This window comes from Candidatus Symbiobacter mobilis CR, from assembly GCF_000477435.1.
Taxonomy (GTDB): Bacteria; Pseudomonadota; Gammaproteobacteria; order Burkholderiales; family Burkholderiaceae_C; genus Rhodoferax; species Rhodoferax mobilis.
Genome location: NC_022576.1, coordinates 874995 through 894655 on the forward strand (window position 1 = coordinate 874995; position 19661 = coordinate 894655).

Here is a 19661-nt window from a genome sequence, read left to right on the forward strand (position 1 = left end):
TCACCGGAGAAAAAAACCATGTTCACTGCAACCCGTCTTGCTTTTTACGCCGCAGTCAGCCCCGTCCACATGGGCGCGGGCAGCGCCATTGGCGCGATTGACAGCCCCATCCAGCGCGAAGTGCATACCCAGCACCCCAGCTTTGCCGGGTCCGGGCTGAAAGGCGCGCTGCGCCACCACTTTGCCAACCAATGGCCACGCGAAGGGGACAAGCCCAACGGGCTGATCGCCCGCATCTTCGGGCCGGACACCAATGCTTCAGACTACGCCGGAGCACTGTCGCTGACCGACGCGCAACTTGTTGCGCTGCCGGTTCGATCGCTGCGCAACGGCTTTGCCTACGTCACCAGCCCCCTGGCGCTGGCCCGATTGCGCAGGTTGGCGCTGCAAGCGGGGGTGGAATGCGGCTGGGAAGTACCCACCGTACCCCAAGCCGGGCAAGCGTTGTTGAGCGGAGCAGGATTGGCGGACAAAGACCAGCTTGTGCTCGAAGCGTTTGAATTCCGGCCCGCAAAGGTCGAACCCCTCCTTGCCAACATCGCCCAGTGGATTGCCAAGCACGCGCTGGCTGGAGCCGGGAACCAGTACTTTCAGCAAAAGTTTTGCGAAGACCTGGTTTTGTTGCATGACACGGACTTCAGCCACTTTGCCCGCCATGGCATGGTGGTGGAACCGCACGTTCGCATCAATGACCAAACCGGCACAGCAGACGGCGGCGGCTTGTTCTACGTCGAAAACCTGCCCCCCGAATCGCTGCTGGTCGGGCTGGTGCAAGCCAGCGACGAACACCGCGCCAAGCCCAAAGCGGGGGAAGACGGCGCAGCAGCATTGCCCAGGCTAGGCGCTTTGGACATCCTGACAGCCGTGCTGAACGGCACCACGGAACAACCCGGAATCCATGGCAAGGTGCTACAGATAGGCGGGGACGCCACGACCGGCCGGGGGTTGGTATTGGTGCAATGCGCACCACAAGAACCAAACCAACCAAAAGCTTGATGGAGGCCACGATGAACCAACATGCAAACCAACCACGCGCCAAACTGACCACCAACAAAAACCCGCAAGATGGAAACAAGGCCAGCACGTTGAACCCACAACGCACGGAATCACGCACGGCATCGGAACCCTACCCCGGCAAGAGAAGGCATTCCACAGAACCCTCCCCCACCGGGGGAGGGCAGGGTGAGGGCACACCCCAAACCCTGGACCAACAACGCGCCAAACTGGCGTGGGGTTATGCGCAAGAGGGAATCAAGCAATACGGCTCAGATTACAAAAACCTAGCCAAAGGCGCGCCCGCGCTCATCATGGGCAGTGGATTGATGCCAACGATGGCGTTTTACGAGGGGAAAAAAAGCGATCCTGCAAAAGCACTATTGCGTCACCTAATTTGTGGTTTGCATGAACGAATTCCCACCATAAATCACCAGGAAAAAGATTTCCCTTCATTCATGAAATACTTACAAAATTCACTTTCACAAGACTATTTGCGCGCCACCGACGAAGCCTTGGAATTGCTGAAATGGATTCGGCAATTCGTCGATGCATTGGGAGGAGATAGCAATGCCTGAAAACATCGTATGGGTACCAGATCGCATCAAACCAATTTTGTATGCAAATGCTAAAAATATCCCGCCTGGACACTTTTTTTTGATTTACCAAAATGACGTTTGTAATCCCAAAGAAAAAAAACACTTCCTAGAAAAAAGCTGCCCCCTCCCCCCATCCAGCGTAAAAACCGTCGAAGCCCTGATCCAACGCCAAACCGCGCTGGTAGCCACGTATGGCGCAAACGGCCTGCACTGGCACACCACCAGCACCGCGCCATTTGCCACAGGGTTGGGTAACGAGCACCCCATCGAAAACGGCTTTGCCTTCCTCACCCCCTACGGCTTGCCGTATCTGGCAGGCAGCGGGTTCAAAGGCATTCTTCGCCGTGCTGCGGAAGAACTGGCGCTGGACAACGACACCCAAAACGACGATGGCTGGACGTGGGTCGATATCTGGTGGCTGTTTGGCTTTGAAGGGGCAGTCAACAAGGGCAGCCAGTGGGACAGCGATAGCGACTTGGGCCACGCATTCGAGCGCGATAGCTACAAGCTGGCAGCCAACGCCAATTTGCATGAGTTGTTGCAACGGCTTGCCAACATCGACAAATCGATGGCCCGTTATGCCGATTCCAGCGACCGCACTGCTGCGGCCCAAGGCTTTCTGCAAGCCTGCCTGGCCGGTTCCACCCTACGCGGTGGACTGCAATGGCGTGGCGCGGTGGACTGCTGGGATGTCTACCCCCAACCCCAAGGCAACCGCATGGTGGTGGAAATCATGACCCCGCACCATGGGCCGTATTACCGAGGAGACAGCAACCCCCACGACAGCCATTCGCCCATCCCTGTCAACTTTCTGGCCGTACCTGCAGGATCTGCATTCCACTTTTTTGCGGTATGCCATGCCCAGAAATTGCCGCAAGGGCTGCAAAACCGCTGGCGCGCATTGCTCGATGCCGCCATGCACCACGCCTGCGAATGGGTAGGGTTTGGTGCCAAAACATCGGTGGGGTACGGGGCCATGCAAAAACCCGCCCCCCTGCCACAGCCCGCCCCCGCCAAAGAACCCCGGGCTGCAACGACATCCACGGAACAGCCGATTGCCCCTGTGGAAGAAGGCATCATTTGGCAGGAGGCTACCTTGACGTACAGCCGCAATACCAGCGAAATCACTGCGGGGAATCCACCCAAAAAAACGAAGCCATTGAAGGGCGACTTGGCCAAGGCATTCCTCAATGCCTTACCCGAAAAACAGCGTACTCGCCTAACCAAGGATGGCGCATTCAGAAACGTGCCCGTTGTGGTCAAGCAAGATGGCAATACTTGGGAACTATTGCGGCCTGCCACAACGGGGTGACATCAGTCCCCACCCACCGTTGATCGCCATTCCTCCCCCCAGCGGGCTACCGCATACATCCATTTTTGGGGGGAACCCATGGCAACGCTATGTACGCACGAACGGCGCACAATATCGCGCATGATTTTCTGGGAGATGCACCATGACTGCCACCGTCAAAGACACCCGTTTGCATATACGCTGCAACCAACAGGTGCGCCACCTGCTCGACAAAGCCGCTGCCCATTCCCACATGAGCGTTTCCGAATTCGTGTTACAGAATGCCGTCCACCACGCGCAAGCGGTGTTGGCAGCCCACGAAACCATCACCCTTTCGCAAGAGGACTTCGCCCTCTTTTTGAAGGCGCTGGATACACCGGTCACGCCCAATGCCGCGCTGCAACGCGCTTTTGCCTGCCACGACGAGCAAGTGCGCTGAATGTCCGGCTATTCCATTCGCCCCCTCGACAGCGAAGCGGATACGGCGCGCTTTGACTGTGGTGATGCAGCGCTGAACGACTATCTGCGCCGCTATGCCACCCAGGATGTCCGCCGCAACGTCACCCGCGCCTTCATTGCAAGTCCTCTCGAATCCTCCACGCGGATTGCCGGATTCTTCACTTTGAGCGCCGCCAGCATCCAGGCCGAGACGCTGCCTGAAAACTTGCGCAAGAAGCTGCCGCGCTACCCGGTGCCGGTGGCTCTGTTGGGCCGATTGGCTGTAGACCGCGAATTTCAGGGTAAGGGCCTTGGGTCGATTCTGCTGGCTGATGTCTGTCGGAAAGTCCATGCCGCCAGTCGCACCCTGGCCGTAGCCGGTATCGTGGTCGACGCAAAGTCGCCATCGGCATCCACCTTTTACCAACATTTCGGCTTTCTCGAACTACCCGGGCAGACATCTCGGCTGATCCTGCCCAGCAGTGGTTTTGCTGATCGAGGGTGATTCGCCCGAGCACTGCGCAACCCGGCAATCCAGCGCTCCCGTTCCGAGAGGGCAGACTTGGAGGGGGGTACACCCCCGCAAGCTTGCCATTCCGCCCCCTCGCCAAAAAGGGCCAAACAATGCCTGCATGGCACAACGGCTGTTTCATCTGGCGTGTTACGACGTAGCCAAGCCCCGTCGGCTCAAGGCTGCGCTCAAGCTCACGCGGGCGTATGCCACGGGCGGGCAAAAGTCTGTCCATGAAATTTTTCTGACGGCAGAGGAACGCGCCGCATTGCTGGCGGACATGGCCCTGCTGCTGGACCCGGAAGAGGATCGTTTTCTGCTGCTGCGGCTGGACCCGCGCAGCCACGTCTACACCTTGGGCAAGGCCATGCAGCCTGCCGATCCCGATTACTTTTACGTTGGCTGACCCCGAACGCGGCAAGGCAACCACTACAGCGACGACATCCACCACCCCAACGACAGAGGCAACACCATGGCACTGCTGGTACTGGATCGCACCGAACTCGATATCCGCGTGGATGGCGACGCGCTGGCGCTGTACGAATCCGGCACGCGCCGGGGAACGGTGCCGATCAAGCTGATGGACCGCTGCGTGATCCATGGCGCACGCACCAAGCTCGATACCGGCGTGCTGCAACGGCTGGCCGAAGCAGGCGTAACGACCGTGCTGATCAGCCCCCGCGCCCAACGCAGGGCGGCCATCGTTCTGGGCAACCAGCACAACGACGCAGCCGTGCGCATCGCCCAAGCGTTGCGGGTAATGAACCAGCAGGAATGCTGGCAATGGTCGGCTGGCATCGTGCGGGCCAAGCTGGCGCGGCAACGCAAAACGCTATCGCTGATGCAGCAAGAACGCCCCGATGCGCGCAAACCGTTGTTCGATGCGATCCAGACCATCGACAGCATTCAGGCGCATTTGCGCGAATTCGGCGCGACGACGGGGGCTGTCGCCAGCATCCGTGGATGGGAAGGCGCAGCGGCCCGCGCCTACTTTGCCGCGCTGGGCAGCGTATTCCCGCCCGCATTGGGTTTTGCCGGACGGAACCGCCGCCCGCCCAAAGACCCCGTGAACGTATGCCTATCGCTGAGCTACACGATGCTGCACGCGCAAGCCATCCAGCAATGCACGATTACCGGGCTGGACCCGATGCTCGGCTTCTACCACCGCCCCGCCTTTGGCCGGGAAAGCCTGGCCAGCGACTTGATCGAACCCCTGCGCCCCGCAGTGGATGCCTGGGTATGGGAACTGCTGCGCAAAAGAGTGCTGCGAGAAGACCACTTCAGCACCAACGAAACCGGCTGCATGATGGGCAAAGCAGGCAGGCAAATCTATTACACGGAATGGGAGGAAAACCAAAAACCCTGGCAACGGTGGCTGCGTGCGCAATGCCAGAACTTGGCTAAAACCTTGCGCAACAAGGGATCGCTATGCTTGGCGGAATAGATTACAAGAATATAGTAATTCATCGATAACAATTCTAATATCTCTAATATCTACCAGGTCATAGGAGTAAAACCATGGGCACCAAGCTAAAAAATAAATACATTATAGCCTATGACATTTGTGACCCGAAAAGATATAACAAAATTCATAAAATTATCAAAAAATATGGACTTCCGCTACAGTATTCCGTTTATTTGCTAGATGTAACAAGATTAGAAATAGAAAAATTAGTTACAGAGTTACGCTCCCTGATAGACCCTGAGAAAGACGATATTCGCGGCTACTATATACCGCAGAATACGTGGAAAGTCAGCATGGGAACAAGTATCGTGCCGAATGACGTTCTGCCTGGCTTATGGAAAGACCAGACCACAGCAGAACAAGATGACCAGTATGCTTTATTCACGTAACAGAAAAAAGTTAGTTTTTAGTTGAATTTTTTAATATAAATCGCAAAATAATAAATTTAGTTAGCATAGAGACCATACTGCCTCACAAAAATCTAGCTGCACAGATAGTACAAATATAAAAATGTCATCAGGCGATAAATAGGCGATAAATAGGCGATAAATAGGCGATAAATAGCTTGATATCTATTACCCATAAAATCATTGAAGATACAATGAATTCCCGAGAAATATTTACATTGCGCAAGCAGGGTCGATCTGCTGAAGCACTGCAAATAGCGCGGGAGGCATATCCCGGCAATGAAAATGATCTATGGTTATTGCGCGCCTATGCATGGTCAATGTATGATCATGTTAAATCTATTATTGACCGTTGTGAAGCAAAAAAAATTTCACCGTATACAATAGGCAGCCGACTTTCGCCACTCATGCGCGAATTTCTGCATATAGCCAATCCATTGCGTAGCGATTCAGTCTTTTCGCACATGAACCGACTGGCACTAAAATCGTCACGGTATTGGCCTGATTTTTTAGGTTATGCCCGCTGGGTCGGAGCTGATAATTTTACAGGGGAAGATAAGAAACCTTTTGTGACCCAAGAAGGCAAGATTGTGGAAAGCTTCTATAAGCGCTACATACGTGCTATTTGTCGCGAAACGGCTGCTAAAGCAACAGATAAACAAACACGTCCACAATGGATAGAATGGGGAAGTCAAATTCTGAAGCGATCATTAAAAATAGAACCTAATGATCTATGGTTCAATTATTACCAAAGCAAGCTACACCTCGCCCAGGGCCAACCAGATTTGGCCTTGCAACGCTTAATCCCGGTTCTGTTACAACATTCCACAGCGGCTTGGCCTTGGGGATTGTTAGGAGATATTTTTGAAACTACGAGACCAGAAGACACTTTGATTTGCTACGCCTATGCAACGCAGTTAGCACGTAAGGAAATTGAAGTAGCAAAAATCCGCATCCAGTTAGCACAACGCCTAGCATTGGTTGAACGCTACAATGAGGCGGCGAACCAAGCATGGTTGGCTATACAATACAGAAAAATAAATGGCTACCGCATTCCCCAGGGTTTACAAAATATTTTGGCCAATAATTGGTACCACGATGCAGTGGCCAACAATACCCTACAACCGTTGCCCCCAATGCATTCAGTTGCTTGCAAAATATTGCAAGAACTCCATCGACAAAGACTTACATATACACGAGGCGTAATCGATCAAAATCATAGCACAAATGCGCTTACTTTTCTGGCTACGGGAACTGAATCTGGGATTGGGTTATGGAACAAAAAGTTCCCAGAAATTGCAAAACTTCCATCTGGAACCGTTATCGAGATTGGACGCAGAGAAACAGATGGCCCCCCACTTGACTGGAAAATCTCTGAACTCCAAGAAATCACTGGGCTTTGTCAAGCATTCTCAGGTACTGTCATACGTCAAGCTGATAAAGATTTTGCATTTGTTCGTTGCGAGTTGGGAGATGTTTTTGTACCGCCTGAACTGGCCAAGAATTTTGATCCGGTGCAACAATATAATGTAAAAGGAAAAGCAATGAGAAAAATTAATAAACAAGGAAAATCATGCTGGAGCGCAATACATTGTATTCTACAAGATTTATACATAAATCAAGCTCTGTAACATAAATAAAAACGATATGCATAATATCTAAAGATATTAGCTATTCCATCCAAAAAAATTTGGAAAGTGAGTGTGGTATGATGCCACCAAGCCAATACAGGAACCATGAAAACCTAAGCTGCAAGCGAGTAGCTGGTTTTTTTCAGTTGGGAATAATCTTCAAGTCGCAACGCAACTTATTGAAAACAAAAGATTTTTTGACGGTTGGAGTCTAAAGACATGCCCTGATCTCAAAGGGATTAAGACCCACTAGTGCGTTCCACCAGTCGAGGCACTCAACGTCTAAAGACATGCCCTGATCTCAAAGGGATTAAGACTTCCACAACTGCCCAAGCATACGGAACATCGTAGTCTAAAGACATGCCCTGATCTCAAAGGGATTAAGACTTGCGCGTTGTTACGTGTAACCAATGCCATGATGGTCTAAAGACATGCCCTGATCTCAAAGGGATTAAGACGTCCCCTCCTTCATCCACGCTACTTACGCGCACAGTCTAAAGACATGCCCTGATCTCAAAGGGATTAAGACACCCACGCCGCAATCTCATCGTCACTTTTGCTCAGTCTAAAGACATGCCCTGATCTCAAAGGGATTAAGACTTATTCAGGATCTGTTGATGCATCGCATTACCGTCTAAAGACATGCCCTGATCTCAAAGGGATTAAGACGACAACGTCATGGCGACGTTTATTGGGGGGTACGTCTAAAGACATGCCCTGATCTCAAAGGGATTAAGACAAACAATACATTACAGGGACTGACGCCTACCTGGGTCTAAAGACATGCCCTGATCTCAAAGGGATTAAGACCCTGATCAGGGAAGGACCGTACTGGTACGCTACGTCTAAAGACATGCCCTGATCTCAAAGGGATTAAGACCTTTGTAGATCAGCGCATTCTTTGCGCCGCTACGGTCTAAAGACATGCCCTGATCTCAAAGGGATTAAGACAATATAAAGTCTACTTGTAATGCTTAAATCTTGTCTAAAGACATGCCCTGATCTCAAAGGGATTAAGACCTTCCACAATTGACCAAGCATCCTAAACATAGTAGGTCTAAAGACATGCCCTGATCTCAAAGGGATTAAGACAGTTTATCTTTACCAAAATGGTTAGCTAAATCAGTCTAAAGACATGCCCTGATCTCAAAGGGATTAAGACTTATTCAGGACGTGTGCATGGAGCGCATTGCGTCTAAAGACATGCCCTGATCTCAAAGGGATTAAGACAGAAACTTAATTACAGGGTATTTAATACTCTTAGTCTAAAGACATGCCCTGATCTCAAAGGGATTAAGACTTTACTCTCCCACCAAGTCTTCTTTCTATATTCGTCTAAAGACATGCCCTGATCTCAAAGGGATTAAGACCCACCGGATAGATTAGAGCCTATTTCAGTAGGCAATATGCCCTTAAAGTGATTAGGGCGCAAGTGAGGTGCAACATGGCGATATACGTTTCAGGAAGTTTTTCCCAACGCACCAGAATTCGGCGAAAGCGATTCATCCAGCTATGTGTACGTTCTACTACCCAGCGCCGTGCCTTGAAACCAGCTTCTTGCTTTATAGATTTAGCTTCTTCGCCTCTGGAACGAATGTGAGCCGTAAAGCCAAATTCTTTGACGATCTCTCTTACTTCATCAAAATCGTATCCTTTGTCCAAGCAGATGCCTTGTGGTTTTGTATCCGTCGGGTCTGGTCGTTTTGCTTTGATGTCTTCCAGCGTACTCCTGACCAACTTCATGTCGTGCCGATTCGCACCGTCGATGGCGACGGCAAGCGGTATGCCTGCACCATCAGTAAGCACACTGCGCTTGACACCTTGCTTGCCTCGATCTGTTGGGTTGGCCCCAGTTGTTTGCTGACCTGCTAGGGGCGCTTTGGTTAACGCTCCATCCATGGATGTCCATGCCCAATCGATGCCTTGGGATTTGTCGTATTCGACCAATTGTTGTATCCAAAGGGCTGAAAATACACCTGCTTTCGTCCATTCGCGAAAGCGTCGATAGGCAGAACTGCACGAGCAAATTCCCGTCATGTTTAAGGCGTTCCACTGGCAGCCAGTTCGCAATACGAAAAGAATTGCGTTCATTGCGCTGCGATCAGATACACGCGGATTATGGCAACCAAGGGGATGTTTTTTGGGTTCAGGGAGCGATGATTTTATTATTCCCCAGAGTGCATCATGCAATCTCCACCCATCATCATGAAATATCAGGCCCATAATTTTCCTCATCTGGGTTATTGCGACTGTGATGATTAATATTATATATCATTAGCCTACTGAAATAGGCTCTAATCCGGCATATCCTCTTCTGTCTAAAGACATGCCCTGATCTCAAAGGGATTAAGACAGAGACCAACTCTTCTGTCTTATTCATAAAAAAGTCTAAAGACATGCCCTGATCTCAAAGGGATTAAGACGGTAGCTTCAGCAGCTACCACACCCGCTCCCGCAGTCTAAAGACATGCCCTGATCTCAAAGGGATTAAGACCCCCTTTTCAGGAAGTGTATCGAAATCTGGTTCAGTCTAAAGACATGCCCTGATCTCAAAGGGATTAAGACATCTAAACCAGTAAGATAACCAGTAGGAATACCGTCTAAAGACATGCCCTGATCTCAAAGGGATTAAGACATACTCTACCCACTTAGCGGTGTCTCCGCCAGCGTCTAAAGACATGCCCTGATCTCAAAGGGATTAAGACCCATCTGCCCGTTCAAATTGGGCCTGAGATTGAGGTCTAAAGACATGCCCTGATCTCAAAGGGATTAAGACTCTTCCAATGCATAGAAAAATGAGGCCATTACGTCTAAAGACATGCCCTGATCTCAAAGGGATTAAGACATTTTTGGCTTACCTAGCCTTCGCCACTCTTTGTCTAAAGACATGCCCTGATCTCAAAGGGATTAAGACGTAGCGATATTTCGTTATTGAGCTTTGGCTGGGTCTAAAGACATGCCCTGATCTCAAAGGGATTAAGACTCCTCTTTAACTTGAGTAGGATAATCAGAGCGTCTAAAGACATGCCCTGATCTCAAAGGGATTAAGACTTCCAAAGATCTCTCATGAGATCCTCCTTCGGAGTCTAAAGACATGCCCTGATCTCAAAGGGATTAAGACCATGCCAAAGGCACAGTCCGCCGACGAGCTTGAGTCTAAAGACATGCCCTGATCTCAAAGGGATTAAGACACTACTAGACCGACATCCTCCAGCGCGTAGAAGGTCTAAAGACATGCCCTGATCTCAAAGGGATTAAGAATTTCTGAATAAGCATATATATGCTTACCATCAATCTTAATAAATACCCTTATTACCGTGCTTCCTACCGCCCGGTAGCAACGGTCACGTTCACCGGAATCAGCATGCAGCGGTGTCACATACGACACAAAATCCGCCACACCAGCAAGCTTGCCATTCCCCCCATCCCGCAAAACCGCACCGACACTGCTCCCCATGAACTCCTACGACCCCCACCAACCCGCCGGCTATCCGCGCCGTGTTTTGATCGCCGTCAGCGGCTTGTCCCCGCAGATCGTCACCGAGACGATTTACGCCCTGGCCGCCGACCAGGACGAGGCTTTCGTTCCTACTGAAGTCCATCTGCTGACCACCGCCACCGGCGCGCAGCGTGCAGAGCTTTCGCTGCTCAGTGAAGACCTGGGCTGGTTCCACAAGTTGCAGGCCGACTTCCATCTGCCCGGTATCGCTTTCGACCGCAGCCATATCCATGTGATGCGCGATGCCCAGGGCAAGCCATTGGGCGATATCCGCACTCCGGCGGACAACCAGGCCGCTGCCGACTTCATCACCGCGCAGGTTCGCGCTTTCACTGCCGACGACGCTTGCGCTCTGCACGCTTCCATCGCAGGCGGGCGCAAGACGATGGGGTTTTATCTGGGCTACGCCTTGTCGCTCTATGGCCGTGCGCAGGATCGGCTGAGCCACGTCCTCGTCAGCGAGCCGTTCGAATCGAGTTACGACTTTTTCTACCCCACGCCCTATAGCCGTGTTTTGAGGCTGCTCAATAACCAGTTGGCCGACAGCGTAAACGCCCAGGTCACGCTGGCGAATATCCCTTTCGTCAGCCTGCGCCATGGGCTGCCATCCGCGTTGTTGGCAGGCACGGCCAGCTTCAATGACACCGTCGAGGCCGCCATTGCCGCATTGGCCCCACCCCGGCTGCGGCTGCATTTGCGCGGCCAATACATCGTCGCAGGCACAACCCGCATTGCGCTACCGCCTGCGGAACTGGCGCTGCTGGCCGTTTTTGCGCGCCGTGCGGAAATGGGCAAAGAACCCCTGCCCGCACCCGCAAAGGGTGTTCCAGACAAAGACTGGGCAACGATCTACCTGCGCGAATACCGCCGCATCACCGGCAACGATGCCGAAAACCAAGACCCCACGCACCGCGCATTGCGCAAAGGTATGGACGGTGAGTACTTCAGCATCCACAAATCGAGGCTGCACAAAACACTCAAGAACACATTGGGGCCGAGCGCCAATGCCTATCTGATCGCCGACGGCGGCACCCGCCCCCGCCTTTACCAATTGGCATTGAATGCGGATGCGATTGCATTTGAGGAAACAGTGGTGTAGGAAGGCAACGGAAAGTCGAATGACATTCCATGAAAAAATATGCACTGTATAAATTACAAGTTTGGTCAAAGCGCAAATTCATAGCATTTACTGAAAGATGGGTTCTGAAACAGCGCCCCAACAATAAATATTTGATCAACATACCCTATCACATCCAAACCAACAAACAATAGTCAATATTCTGCTATCCATTATGGCAAATACTTATTTGATTGTTACGTATTCAGAAAAAGATGCCGCCAAAGCGCTTGGCGCAAAATGGGACAGTGTGCAAAGATCATGGTATGTACCTGAAGGCCGTGAACTGGCTCCATTTTCGCAATGGCTACCCAAAGATGGGGTTGCGACCAAAGCAACAATACAAAATAATGCAGTAGAGAATCGGGATCATAGTGAGCTGGCAGCCCCTGCCACGCGGGGTATATCTCTTTCTGCATTATTGGGAGGAGTTTCTACAATCGTTTCACGTGCTTACCAAACTGGCGTGTGGGTCATGGTGGAAGTGGAAGAGTTGTATACAGTCAGTGGTCACATTTATCTTGGTGTTTCGGAACGGGACCACAACGGTGGTGTATTAGCCAAGTCCCAAGCTGTAATCTGGCAACGTACTGCACAAACAATCCTGCCAAAATTTCAGAGCGACACGGGAATCCAGTTTGCACCTGGAATGAAGATTCTGGTTCGCGGACGGCCAATATATCATCAACGCTATGGCTTTACTATCACTATTGATAATATTGACTCAGAATATACGCTAGGTGAACTAGCAGCCAAAAAGAGGAAAATCCGTGAACGCCTGAAAACAGAGGGTGTTTTTACTGCAAATAAGCAACTTCCTTATCCATGGGATTTCAATGTAGTCTTGGTTATTGCTCCTGCTGGTGGCGCAGGTTTGGGCGACTTCCAAGCAGAAGCAGAACGACTCGAACAATTCGGTATTTGCCATTTTGACTATATTTATAGCCGGTTTCAAGGCGAAGGTGCTGCCAGAGAAATTTGTGATAAATTGCAAAAGGCAATGTCGATTTATATTAGTCAAAATAACACATTGCCCGATGCTGTTGTAATTATTCGTGGCGGTGGCCCGGTCAACGACATCGCATGGCTCAATGACTATGACTTGGCTAGATATATTTGCGATTTGCCAGTACCAGCTTTGACAGGGATTGGCCATGAACGTGACAGTACAGTGCTGGATGAAGTAGCAAACTGTAAGTACGATACTCCTTCTAAAGTTATTGCAGGCATCGAACAGACTATTAAACAAAGAACCTCGGATGCAAAAATCATATTTGAACAACTTATCAATACTGGAATAAGATACATACAAGAATCAAAGTTAAATACGACACTCTTGGATACTGAAGTCCGTAGAAATGCAATGCAGCAACTTACCCAAGGTCGTAAAACTACTTTGGCGTTGATCAACGAAATGAAACTGAATGCATTGAATGAAATCCGTATTGCTTCAGATCTTTCTGCTGGTGCCCTGCAGTTTATAAAAACAGAAGCAAAAGTCCATGTACAGCAAGCAAAACAATCTGTGCCTACCCTCTGGAATCAAATCGTCAATGATGCCAACCATAGCCTGAAAGCAGCATCGGCTTCGACTTTTATGATGGCTACTACCGTGCTGGACAACGCACGTATCGAAGCTGCCATTGCCAGAAACGTCACAAAAGATTCCATGGAAATAATTGGTACTTCGGCAAAACAAATCGTGCAATCTGCAAAAAATGACAGCAAGGCATTGATGCGGGAAATAGTTGGCCAAGGGCCAGAAAAAACGCTGAAACGTGGATTTGCAATTATTCGTAATCAGGAAGGCAAACCAATAACCCGGGCGGCACAGACTGTGACTGGATCTACAATCGAAATTCAATTTATTGATGCAAACGTTTCAGCAAATATTGACCAATAATTATAAGGATTTTATATTATGAACGCGACATTCAAAGCAGCATATAAAACACTAAAAACTAATGCAGATACCTTGCGCAAACAGCATGAACCGAATATCGACGACTTGTTGCAGATCGTCACTGAATCTGTTGCAGCATACAAAATTTGCCAGGAACGGATCAACGCTGTTGAAAAAGCTTTGGAAAAAGCTTTGCATGATGCAGACACACCAACAAGTGAAGCACCCAAGGGAGAACAGGTTGCCCAGCATTCTTCGCCACCCAAGCAGGACGAAAAAATTGATGACGATATAGACGAAGACGATATAGACGAAGAAACAGATTATTCCTACGATAAAGATGTACCATTTTAGTTCTAAGGCTATAAAACTGCTTTCGCAGCACATTACGAATATATTATTTGAACCTGAAGACATACCCTACCTTCAAAGGGGTTAAGAATTTTTGAATAGACAAACATATTCTTACCACATTCTTACCAATCAATCACAAGAAATACCCTGATTACTACCGTGCCAACTACTGCATGGCACACACACCGGCAAGCTTGCCAATTCCCCCAACCCACAAAACCGCGCCGACACTGCTCCCCATGAAATCCTACGACTCTGACCACCGCCACCGGCGCGCAGCGCGCAAAGGCATGGACGGTGAGTACTTCGGCATCCACAACTCAAAGCTGCACAAAATCCTCAAGAACAAATTGGGTCCTGCAGCCAATGCCTATCTGATCGCGGACGGCGGAACCTGCCCCTACCGTTATCAATTGGGATTGAGTGCTGACACGATTGCGGTTGAGGCAACGATGGTGGAAGAAGGCAACGGAAAGTCGGATGACACCCTGTAACAACACCGCAAGCTTGCCATGGAAGACTTTTTCCGAAATTGGCCCAACAATGCACCCATGCCAACGCAATACCCAATTTCCGATGCAGCAAGCACACCATCAGTCGCGCACCATCATGCAAAGCCAATCGAGAACATCGAAAGTATCCAGACCAATGCGCTATATGTAGGCACGTGCATAATTTCTCACCATCCAACCCGGTTGGGAATAACATTGCGGCTAATGGTCCATGCCTGTTAAGAAAAATTTTTAACCTACATTGCGCAGATTGAAAAGCATATAGTTTATTGCGTTACCATCTCAACCAAGTATCGTCTCCACAAATAACTTTTTCAAGAAAAATGAACACTGTAATGAAAAATTCAATCAATGCACACAGGTCTTTTTCTGGCAAAGAGGAGGCCCCTCTCCATTTGCTAGTTGAACGCGAAAAGAAACTGCATCAACTGCACGTTGAGTTACCAGTCAGGATAAAATTATTAAACAATGGATCATTGATACAAATTACTTACAACAACATTGTTTTGCTGGGTGCTGTGTGCCGCCAATTGATACATCAAATTGGCAGCAGAGCATGGGGGTATAGCCTGGATTATCAGAAAATAAGCAAAAATTGGTCGGAAAAATTTTCTAGCAACTGTATTGCTCTAGAGCAAGAACTGGAATCGGTTTTTGATCGTTTCGATCTAACCATTCGTTACGAAAAAGACAGAATTGGAAATAACAAAATATACGGAATTGTCTCTCCAAATTTTGTCAATGTGAATCAGATTGATTTTCGCGAACAGTTTTTGTCCAAAATCAAGAAATCTACTTATTTGACCCCTATCAGCAATGGAATGAAATTTGATCGTTACAATAGGGTAATAGAAACCTTTGACTTCAATAATCCAGATTATCAGACTTCATACAGCTATGGATTGGTATATGCAAAAAATAATGGCTACGAATCATACAAAGTAAATTGGGAAAGAACAATCCTCATTTGCACAAATGGTCTTACTGCAATTGAATCCAATGAATCTATTTGGAAGCACACCAAAGATATTGATTTGCATGACTTCATTACCCAAACCGTTCAAGTCGGAATTATCAATCAAAAACATATTGAAGAAAGAATAGAATTATCCCAAAATTCTTTACTTCACAGAAGCACCTTTGACGAGTTGATGAGGAGATTGTCTTTATCCAATGCATCGAAAAACCGTATCCAAAGCCGTCTTGCCATAGAATCTAATGCCGTGGGCAACAATCAGTGGGCTTTAAGCCAATCTTTAACTTGGCTCGGCACACATGAAAAAGCTATACCTATTAGAAACCAAGAGCAATTAACAAGATTGGGTACTGATATTCTAGAAAGTTCACTGGAACATGTATTAGAACAACCGCCTCAAATAATGCGTGATCAATCATACGGATTGGTTATGCCTAAATAATTCTCAAAAAATACATAATACATATTGTAACGCAAGCAATCACGCCTTAAAGATATGTTCAGAGAGATTTGTTTGGTGTGCCCCAATGATAAACACTACAGAAAATGGCTGAAAGATAATAATTTTATTTCTGACCCAAAACGAATACCCTGCCCTTTTGCGCACGAATACCATCTTCAATTATACAAATTGGAGAATATTATTCGATCGATCATCAAACTCCATCTCGAAGAATGCCCAAATCGCATTCTTCAATGGAATAATAGAAATAAATATGGTCGATACAGGATACACTATCGTGAATTAGACTATGTTTATGCGCCAGATCAAACACCTAGATTATTTATAGAAATCAAACATAGAGAAACCACGACCACAGGCAAAGACGGTATCGCCCAGATCAAAAAATCGTTATTTATTGCGCAACATGCATGGCAAAATGTTTCCGGTGTTTGCATCAATGTCATGATGGCTGATATATTAGGTATTGAAACAGATATTATTCCTGATTTTATTCCTCTGACTGAGATTCCGACTGTTCTGGCATCTGAATCTCAACCGCACGATGAGATTCATGTATTATGGCTAGACTCTAAGGAAGTGGCGACTTTTGCGATTGAGCATGGATTATTGACAAAAGAAGAAGTGGACGATTTACCTAGATTGCACAAATTGGCAAGGAACCCCACGAAGTATCTCAACACGGAATTTGAGTAGCGTTATTTTTTTGCAATACAGGCTGTATAAACGCCCGACGCTACCCCAACCCTAGAACGATAGCCAATACATCAAATCCAAGGAGGCCACACAAAAAGTCATTGATTAGATGGACAATGCATAAGGTCGGTTCGCGTTTGCAATACCAACGCGCCGTACGTCAGCAACCTTTTTCACATACTGAAGGTTTTTTATGCCGAAATACGCCACCCATCTGTGCCTGGTTTCCGACCAAGCCACCCCAAACCTGTTGCCGGTTCTCGACCCTACATGGCAGCCCCGCAAAGTGGTGCTGGCCCGTAGCAAACAGATGGTCGACCGCGCTGAGGCGCTGGCCAAGGTGCTACGCCCCCGGTGCCACGGGATAGAAATTGCCATGCGCGATTTGCCCGATGCCTACGACTACGCGGCGTTGTCTGACAACTTTTTGGACTTTCTGGCAGGTTGCGAGGGCGAGGACGTTGCGCTGAACGTCACCGGCGGTACCAAGCTGATGGCCGTTGCCGCGCAGGAAGTCTTTCGTTCCGAAGGCAAACCGGTGTTCTATGTCAACGTCCAAACCGACGAGGTGATCGTTATCGGCCAAAGCGCACGCTGGCAGCCTTTGGTCAGCAAGCTGACGGTGCGCGAGATGCTCGAAGTGCATGGCCACACAGTCAGCCCCATTCGGCAAATCCAAGTCACCGCGCCGCAGCGCGATGTAACGGCCAGGCTGCTGGACCATCTTCAAAGTGCTGCGGAGGCTTTTGGAACGCTCAATTACCTTGCACAGCTCGCCGAAGGCAAGCCGGGGCTTACCACGCAGATTGACAAGAAGAATTCAAAATGGAAAGCGTTGCAAGCATTGCTGTTTTTGTTGGAAGACGCGCAAATGTTGCGGCTGGATGGAGACAAGCTGACCTTTGCCGACGAAGAAGCCCGCCGCTTTGTGCAAGGCGAATGGCTGGAAAAGCACGTCTACCAGACGCTGCAAGGCCTGCAAGGCAAATACGCTTCGATCAGCGATGTGGTGACGGGGGTCGAGCTGGAATTCGACCAGCGCTCCCGCCGCACGGGCAAGCCATTGACCCGCAACGAAATCGATGTGGCCTGCCTGTACCACAACACCTTGCATTTGATTGAATGCAAAACGGCCAACTACGCCAAAGAGCCAGGCGACCAGGACGACAAAGCCGCAACGGTGCTCTACAAGCTGGAATCGCTGCAAAAGCTGGGCGGCTTGCGCACCAAAACGATGATCGTCGACCTGCGCGGCCATCTGGCCGACCAGGACGCGAACCGCAACCGCGCCGAAGAATCCAATATCCTGATTGTTCACGGCAGGGAATTGCACGACCTGCGCAATGTGCTGGAGCGGAAATGGTTCTCGAAAGGGGGGGAGGGAAAGGGAACCCATGCCTGATCGGAACATCCTGCTTTGCACCCTCTGCGCAAGCTGGGCCGTCATTCCCGAAGTGTTCGGGTGGCTGGCCCCTGCGATGTTGGATTTGTACGCCCAGCATCCGGCCAATGTGTCCAAGACATGCCCCAAATATGGATGAAGCCCACCCTTGCCAAGCCCGCATTGCGTTACTTCGCACGATGGGGCGTAGCAGCACTGAAATGCGTATTCCGGCAACGTGACCGGCGATTCCGGCGAACGTCACCGGATAGTCAGTGTTGCGCGTTTTGCGTTGATGCCGAGCTGTTTTTTCGGCTCAATCTCCCTTTCTGGTTTGGAATTTCTTCATTCATAGGCCCCTGCCAACCCCACGTATTTGGTGACTGCCCCTTTGGAAATGCCTAGAGCATGGGCAATTTGTTGGTGGGACTTTCCACCTTCGAATTGGAGACGCAAGGCATCTTTGAGTTTGCGCATAGTGATCCGTAAAGCAGGCATCGGTAGCTCCTTGCAAAAATGCTCGAAGCTACCTGACCCGTAGGCTTCGTTGTGCGCAACACCGCTCCGTCGGCCTATACCGCCGTGCCGACTGCCATGACCGCTCGTATCGGTCACGTTCGCCGGAATCACCGGTTACGCTGGACCGGAATACTCAGCGAGGCTGCACCGGCGAGCGTACACCCCGGATTCCGCTTCACTCCATCCGGGCTACGGGGTGGGCTGGGAGCGAGGGGTGTCTCGCCCTCGGGTATTTCGAGGGCAAGATGCCCTCGCTCCCAGCGGTACCACATGACTTTGCATCGCACCCGCAGCCACTCGCCACACATCTTGAGCAGGTAAACTGACAACATTAGCTATATCACGAGGAATACAACGTGCCAATCATTTCTATGTTCTACGGCATCATCATCCGCCTGTACTTGATCGACAACCAGCACCACAACCTGCCTCACATTCATGCCAGATACGCTGAATTCGAGGCATCAATTGGCCTTGGCGACGGTGAAATTCTTGCAGGTGAATTGCCCCGCAAGCAGTTGCGTCTGGTACAGGCTTGGATAGAACTTCATCGTGACGAACTAATGGCAAACTGGGAACTCGCCGTCAGTGGAGAGAATCCCTACAAAATCGAACCACTTTGAGGAACCCGCCATGTATTGGGATGTTAAAACCGTTAAACCGCTGCCGGACTTCCGTATTTATTTCGAAATTGAGGACGGCCGTAAGGGTATTTTCGACTTGAAACCCTTTCTCGACCATGGTGTATTTCGAGAGCTTCGGGACGTGCATTATTTCAATCGGGTAGGCATTCTGTTTGGTGCAGTAACTTGGCCAAACGAACAGGACATCGCCCCGGAAACCCTGCTGTCTGGAATGACCCCTGTGGAATCAACAGCGTCTAATCGGGTAGGCAACGGCTGCTAA

21 protein-coding genes and 2 CRISPR repeat arrays are annotated in these 19661 nt (G+C 49.7%); of the genes, 19 read left to right on the forward strand and 2 right to left on the reverse strand.

What is annotated here, in order from left to right; genetic code table 11:
- Positions 1 to 18: 18 nt before the first annotated feature.
- From cmr4 to CENROD_RS13475, 9 genes are all read left to right on the forward strand, one after another.
- Positions 19 to 996: a type III-B CRISPR module RAMP protein Cmr4 gene (gene cmr4, locus CENROD_RS03630; protein WP_022771742.1), complete on the forward strand. Its 978-nt coding sequence runs from the start codon at positions 19 to 21 to the stop codon at positions 994 to 996.
- Between the two features lie 11 nt (positions 997 to 1007).
- On the forward strand, positions 1008 to 1571 hold the full coding sequence (gene cmr5 / locus CENROD_RS12375) for a type III-B CRISPR module-associated protein Cmr5 (protein ID WP_022771743.1): 564 nt from the start codon (positions 1008 to 1010) through the stop codon (positions 1569 to 1571).
- Positions 1572 to 1650: 79 nt separating this feature from the next.
- Positions 1651 to 2904 (forward strand): type III-B CRISPR module RAMP protein Cmr6, encoded by a 1254-nt coding sequence (gene cmr6 / locus CENROD_RS03640; protein WP_187292328.1) that lies wholly within the window; start codon positions 1651 to 1653, stop codon positions 2902 to 2904.
- 142 nt (positions 2905 to 3046) lie between these two features.
- On the forward strand, positions 3047 to 3322 hold the full coding sequence (locus CENROD_RS03645) for a type II toxin-antitoxin system TacA family antitoxin (protein ID WP_022771745.1): 276 nt from the start codon (positions 3047 to 3049) through the stop codon (positions 3320 to 3322).
- A complete protein-coding gene (locus CENROD_RS03650; RefSeq protein ID WP_022771746.1) occupies positions 3323 to 3826 on the forward strand; it encodes a GNAT family N-acetyltransferase in 504 nt (167 codons plus the stop codon).
- 127 nt (positions 3827 to 3953) lie between these two features.
- Complete coding sequence (locus CENROD_RS03655; protein ID WP_022771747.1) at positions 3954 to 4238, forward strand: CRISPR-associated endonuclease Cas2; 285 nt, start codon at positions 3954 to 3956, stop codon at positions 4236 to 4238.
- 66 nt (positions 4239 to 4304) lie between these two features.
- Positions 4305 to 5276: a CRISPR-associated endonuclease Cas1 gene (gene cas1, locus CENROD_RS03660; protein ID WP_022771748.1), complete on the forward strand. Its 972-nt coding sequence runs from the start codon at positions 4305 to 4307 to the stop codon at positions 5274 to 5276.
- A gap of 74 nt (positions 5277 to 5350) precedes the next feature.
- Positions 5351 to 5686: a CRISPR-associated endonuclease Cas2 gene (cas2, locus tag CENROD_RS03665; RefSeq protein WP_022771749.1), complete on the forward strand. Its 336-nt coding sequence runs from the start codon at positions 5351 to 5353 to the stop codon at positions 5684 to 5686.
- 176 nt (positions 5687 to 5862) lie between these two features.
- Entirely contained in the window at positions 5863 to 7335 is a 1473-nt protein-coding gene (locus CENROD_RS13475; protein WP_022771750.1) for a DUF7017 domain-containing protein, read from the forward strand.
- A gap of 209 nt (positions 7336 to 7544) precedes the next feature.
- A CRISPR array of direct repeats spans positions 7545 to 8706; the repeat unit is 37 nt; unit sequence GTCTAAAGACATGCCCTGATCTCAAAGGGATTAAGAC.
- Positions 8707 to 8724: 18 nt separating this feature from the next.
- Here the strand turns inward: CENROD_RS13475 and CENROD_RS13000 are convergent.
- A complete protein-coding gene (locus CENROD_RS13000; RefSeq protein WP_081699919.1) occupies positions 8725 to 9558 on the reverse strand; it encodes an IS5 family transposase in 834 nt (277 codons plus the stop codon).
- Between the two features lie 93 nt (positions 9559 to 9651).
- Positions 9652 to 10596: a CRISPR direct-repeat array (repeat unit 37 nt; unit sequence GTCTAAAGACATGCCCTGATCTCAAAGGGATTAAGAC).
- 194 nt (positions 10597 to 10790) lie between these two features.
- On the opposite strand from CENROD_RS13000, the gene csm6 reads away from it, so the two are divergent.
- The 8 genes from csm6 to CENROD_RS13840 all read left to right on the forward strand — a co-directional run bounded on the left by csm6 (position 10791) and on the right by CENROD_RS13840 (position 18396).
- Positions 10791 to 11933, forward strand: coding sequence for a CRISPR-associated ring nuclease Csm6 (gene csm6 / locus CENROD_RS03680; protein WP_022771752.1), 1143 nt, complete (start codon positions 10791 to 10793; stop codon positions 11931 to 11933).
- A gap of 193 nt (positions 11934 to 12126) precedes the next feature.
- Positions 12127 to 13854: an exodeoxyribonuclease VII large subunit gene (gene xseA, locus CENROD_RS03685; protein WP_022771753.1), complete on the forward strand. Its 1728-nt coding sequence runs from the start codon at positions 12127 to 12129 to the stop codon at positions 13852 to 13854.
- An 18-nt stretch (positions 13855 to 13872) separates the two neighbouring features.
- On the forward strand, positions 13873 to 14208 hold the full coding sequence (xseB, locus tag CENROD_RS13005) for an exodeoxyribonuclease VII small subunit (protein ID WP_022771754.1): 336 nt from the start codon (positions 13873 to 13875) through the stop codon (positions 14206 to 14208).
- Positions 14209 to 14447: 239 nt separating this feature from the next.
- Complete coding sequence (locus tag CENROD_RS03695) at positions 14448 to 14702, forward strand: hypothetical protein (RefSeq protein WP_041193233.1); 255 nt, start codon at positions 14448 to 14450, stop codon at positions 14700 to 14702.
- 353 nt (positions 14703 to 15055) lie between these two features.
- A complete protein-coding gene (locus CENROD_RS03700) occupies positions 15056 to 16138 on the forward strand; it encodes a hypothetical protein (protein WP_041193235.1) in 1083 nt (360 codons plus the stop codon).
- Between the two features lie 54 nt (positions 16139 to 16192).
- Positions 16193 to 16855: a hypothetical protein gene (locus CENROD_RS13480; protein WP_022771758.1), complete on the forward strand. Its 663-nt coding sequence runs from the start codon at positions 16193 to 16195 to the stop codon at positions 16853 to 16855.
- Between the two features lie 193 nt (positions 16856 to 17048).
- Positions 17049 to 18257: a Card1-like endonuclease domain-containing protein gene (locus tag CENROD_RS03710; protein WP_022771759.1), complete on the forward strand. Its 1209-nt coding sequence runs from the start codon at positions 17049 to 17051 to the stop codon at positions 18255 to 18257.
- Positions 18250 to 18396 (forward strand): hypothetical protein, encoded by a 147-nt coding sequence (locus tag CENROD_RS13840; RefSeq protein WP_187292329.1) that lies wholly within the window; start codon positions 18250 to 18252, stop codon positions 18394 to 18396. The genes CENROD_RS03710 and CENROD_RS13840 overlap by 8 nt, the downstream gene beginning before the upstream one ends.
- Positions 18397 to 18581: 185 nt before the next feature.
- On the opposite strand, the gene CENROD_RS13485 is transcribed toward CENROD_RS13840, so the two are convergent.
- A complete protein-coding gene (locus CENROD_RS13485; protein ID WP_022771760.1) occupies positions 18582 to 18734 on the reverse strand; it encodes a sigma-70 family RNA polymerase sigma factor in 153 nt (50 codons plus the stop codon).
- Between the two features lie 377 nt (positions 18735 to 19111).
- Between CENROD_RS13485 and dhiT the strand changes: the two genes are divergently transcribed.
- Together dhiT and CENROD_RS03725 are read left to right on the forward strand one after the other, a co-directional pair.
- Positions 19112 to 19378 (forward strand): type II toxin-antitoxin system toxin DhiT, encoded by a 267-nt coding sequence (gene dhiT, locus CENROD_RS03720; RefSeq protein ID WP_041193238.1) that lies wholly within the window; start codon positions 19112 to 19114, stop codon positions 19376 to 19378.
- A 10-nt stretch (positions 19379 to 19388) separates the two neighbouring features.
- Complete coding sequence (locus tag CENROD_RS03725; protein ID WP_022771763.1) at positions 19389 to 19661, forward strand: DUF2442 domain-containing protein; 273 nt, start codon at positions 19389 to 19391, stop codon at positions 19659 to 19661.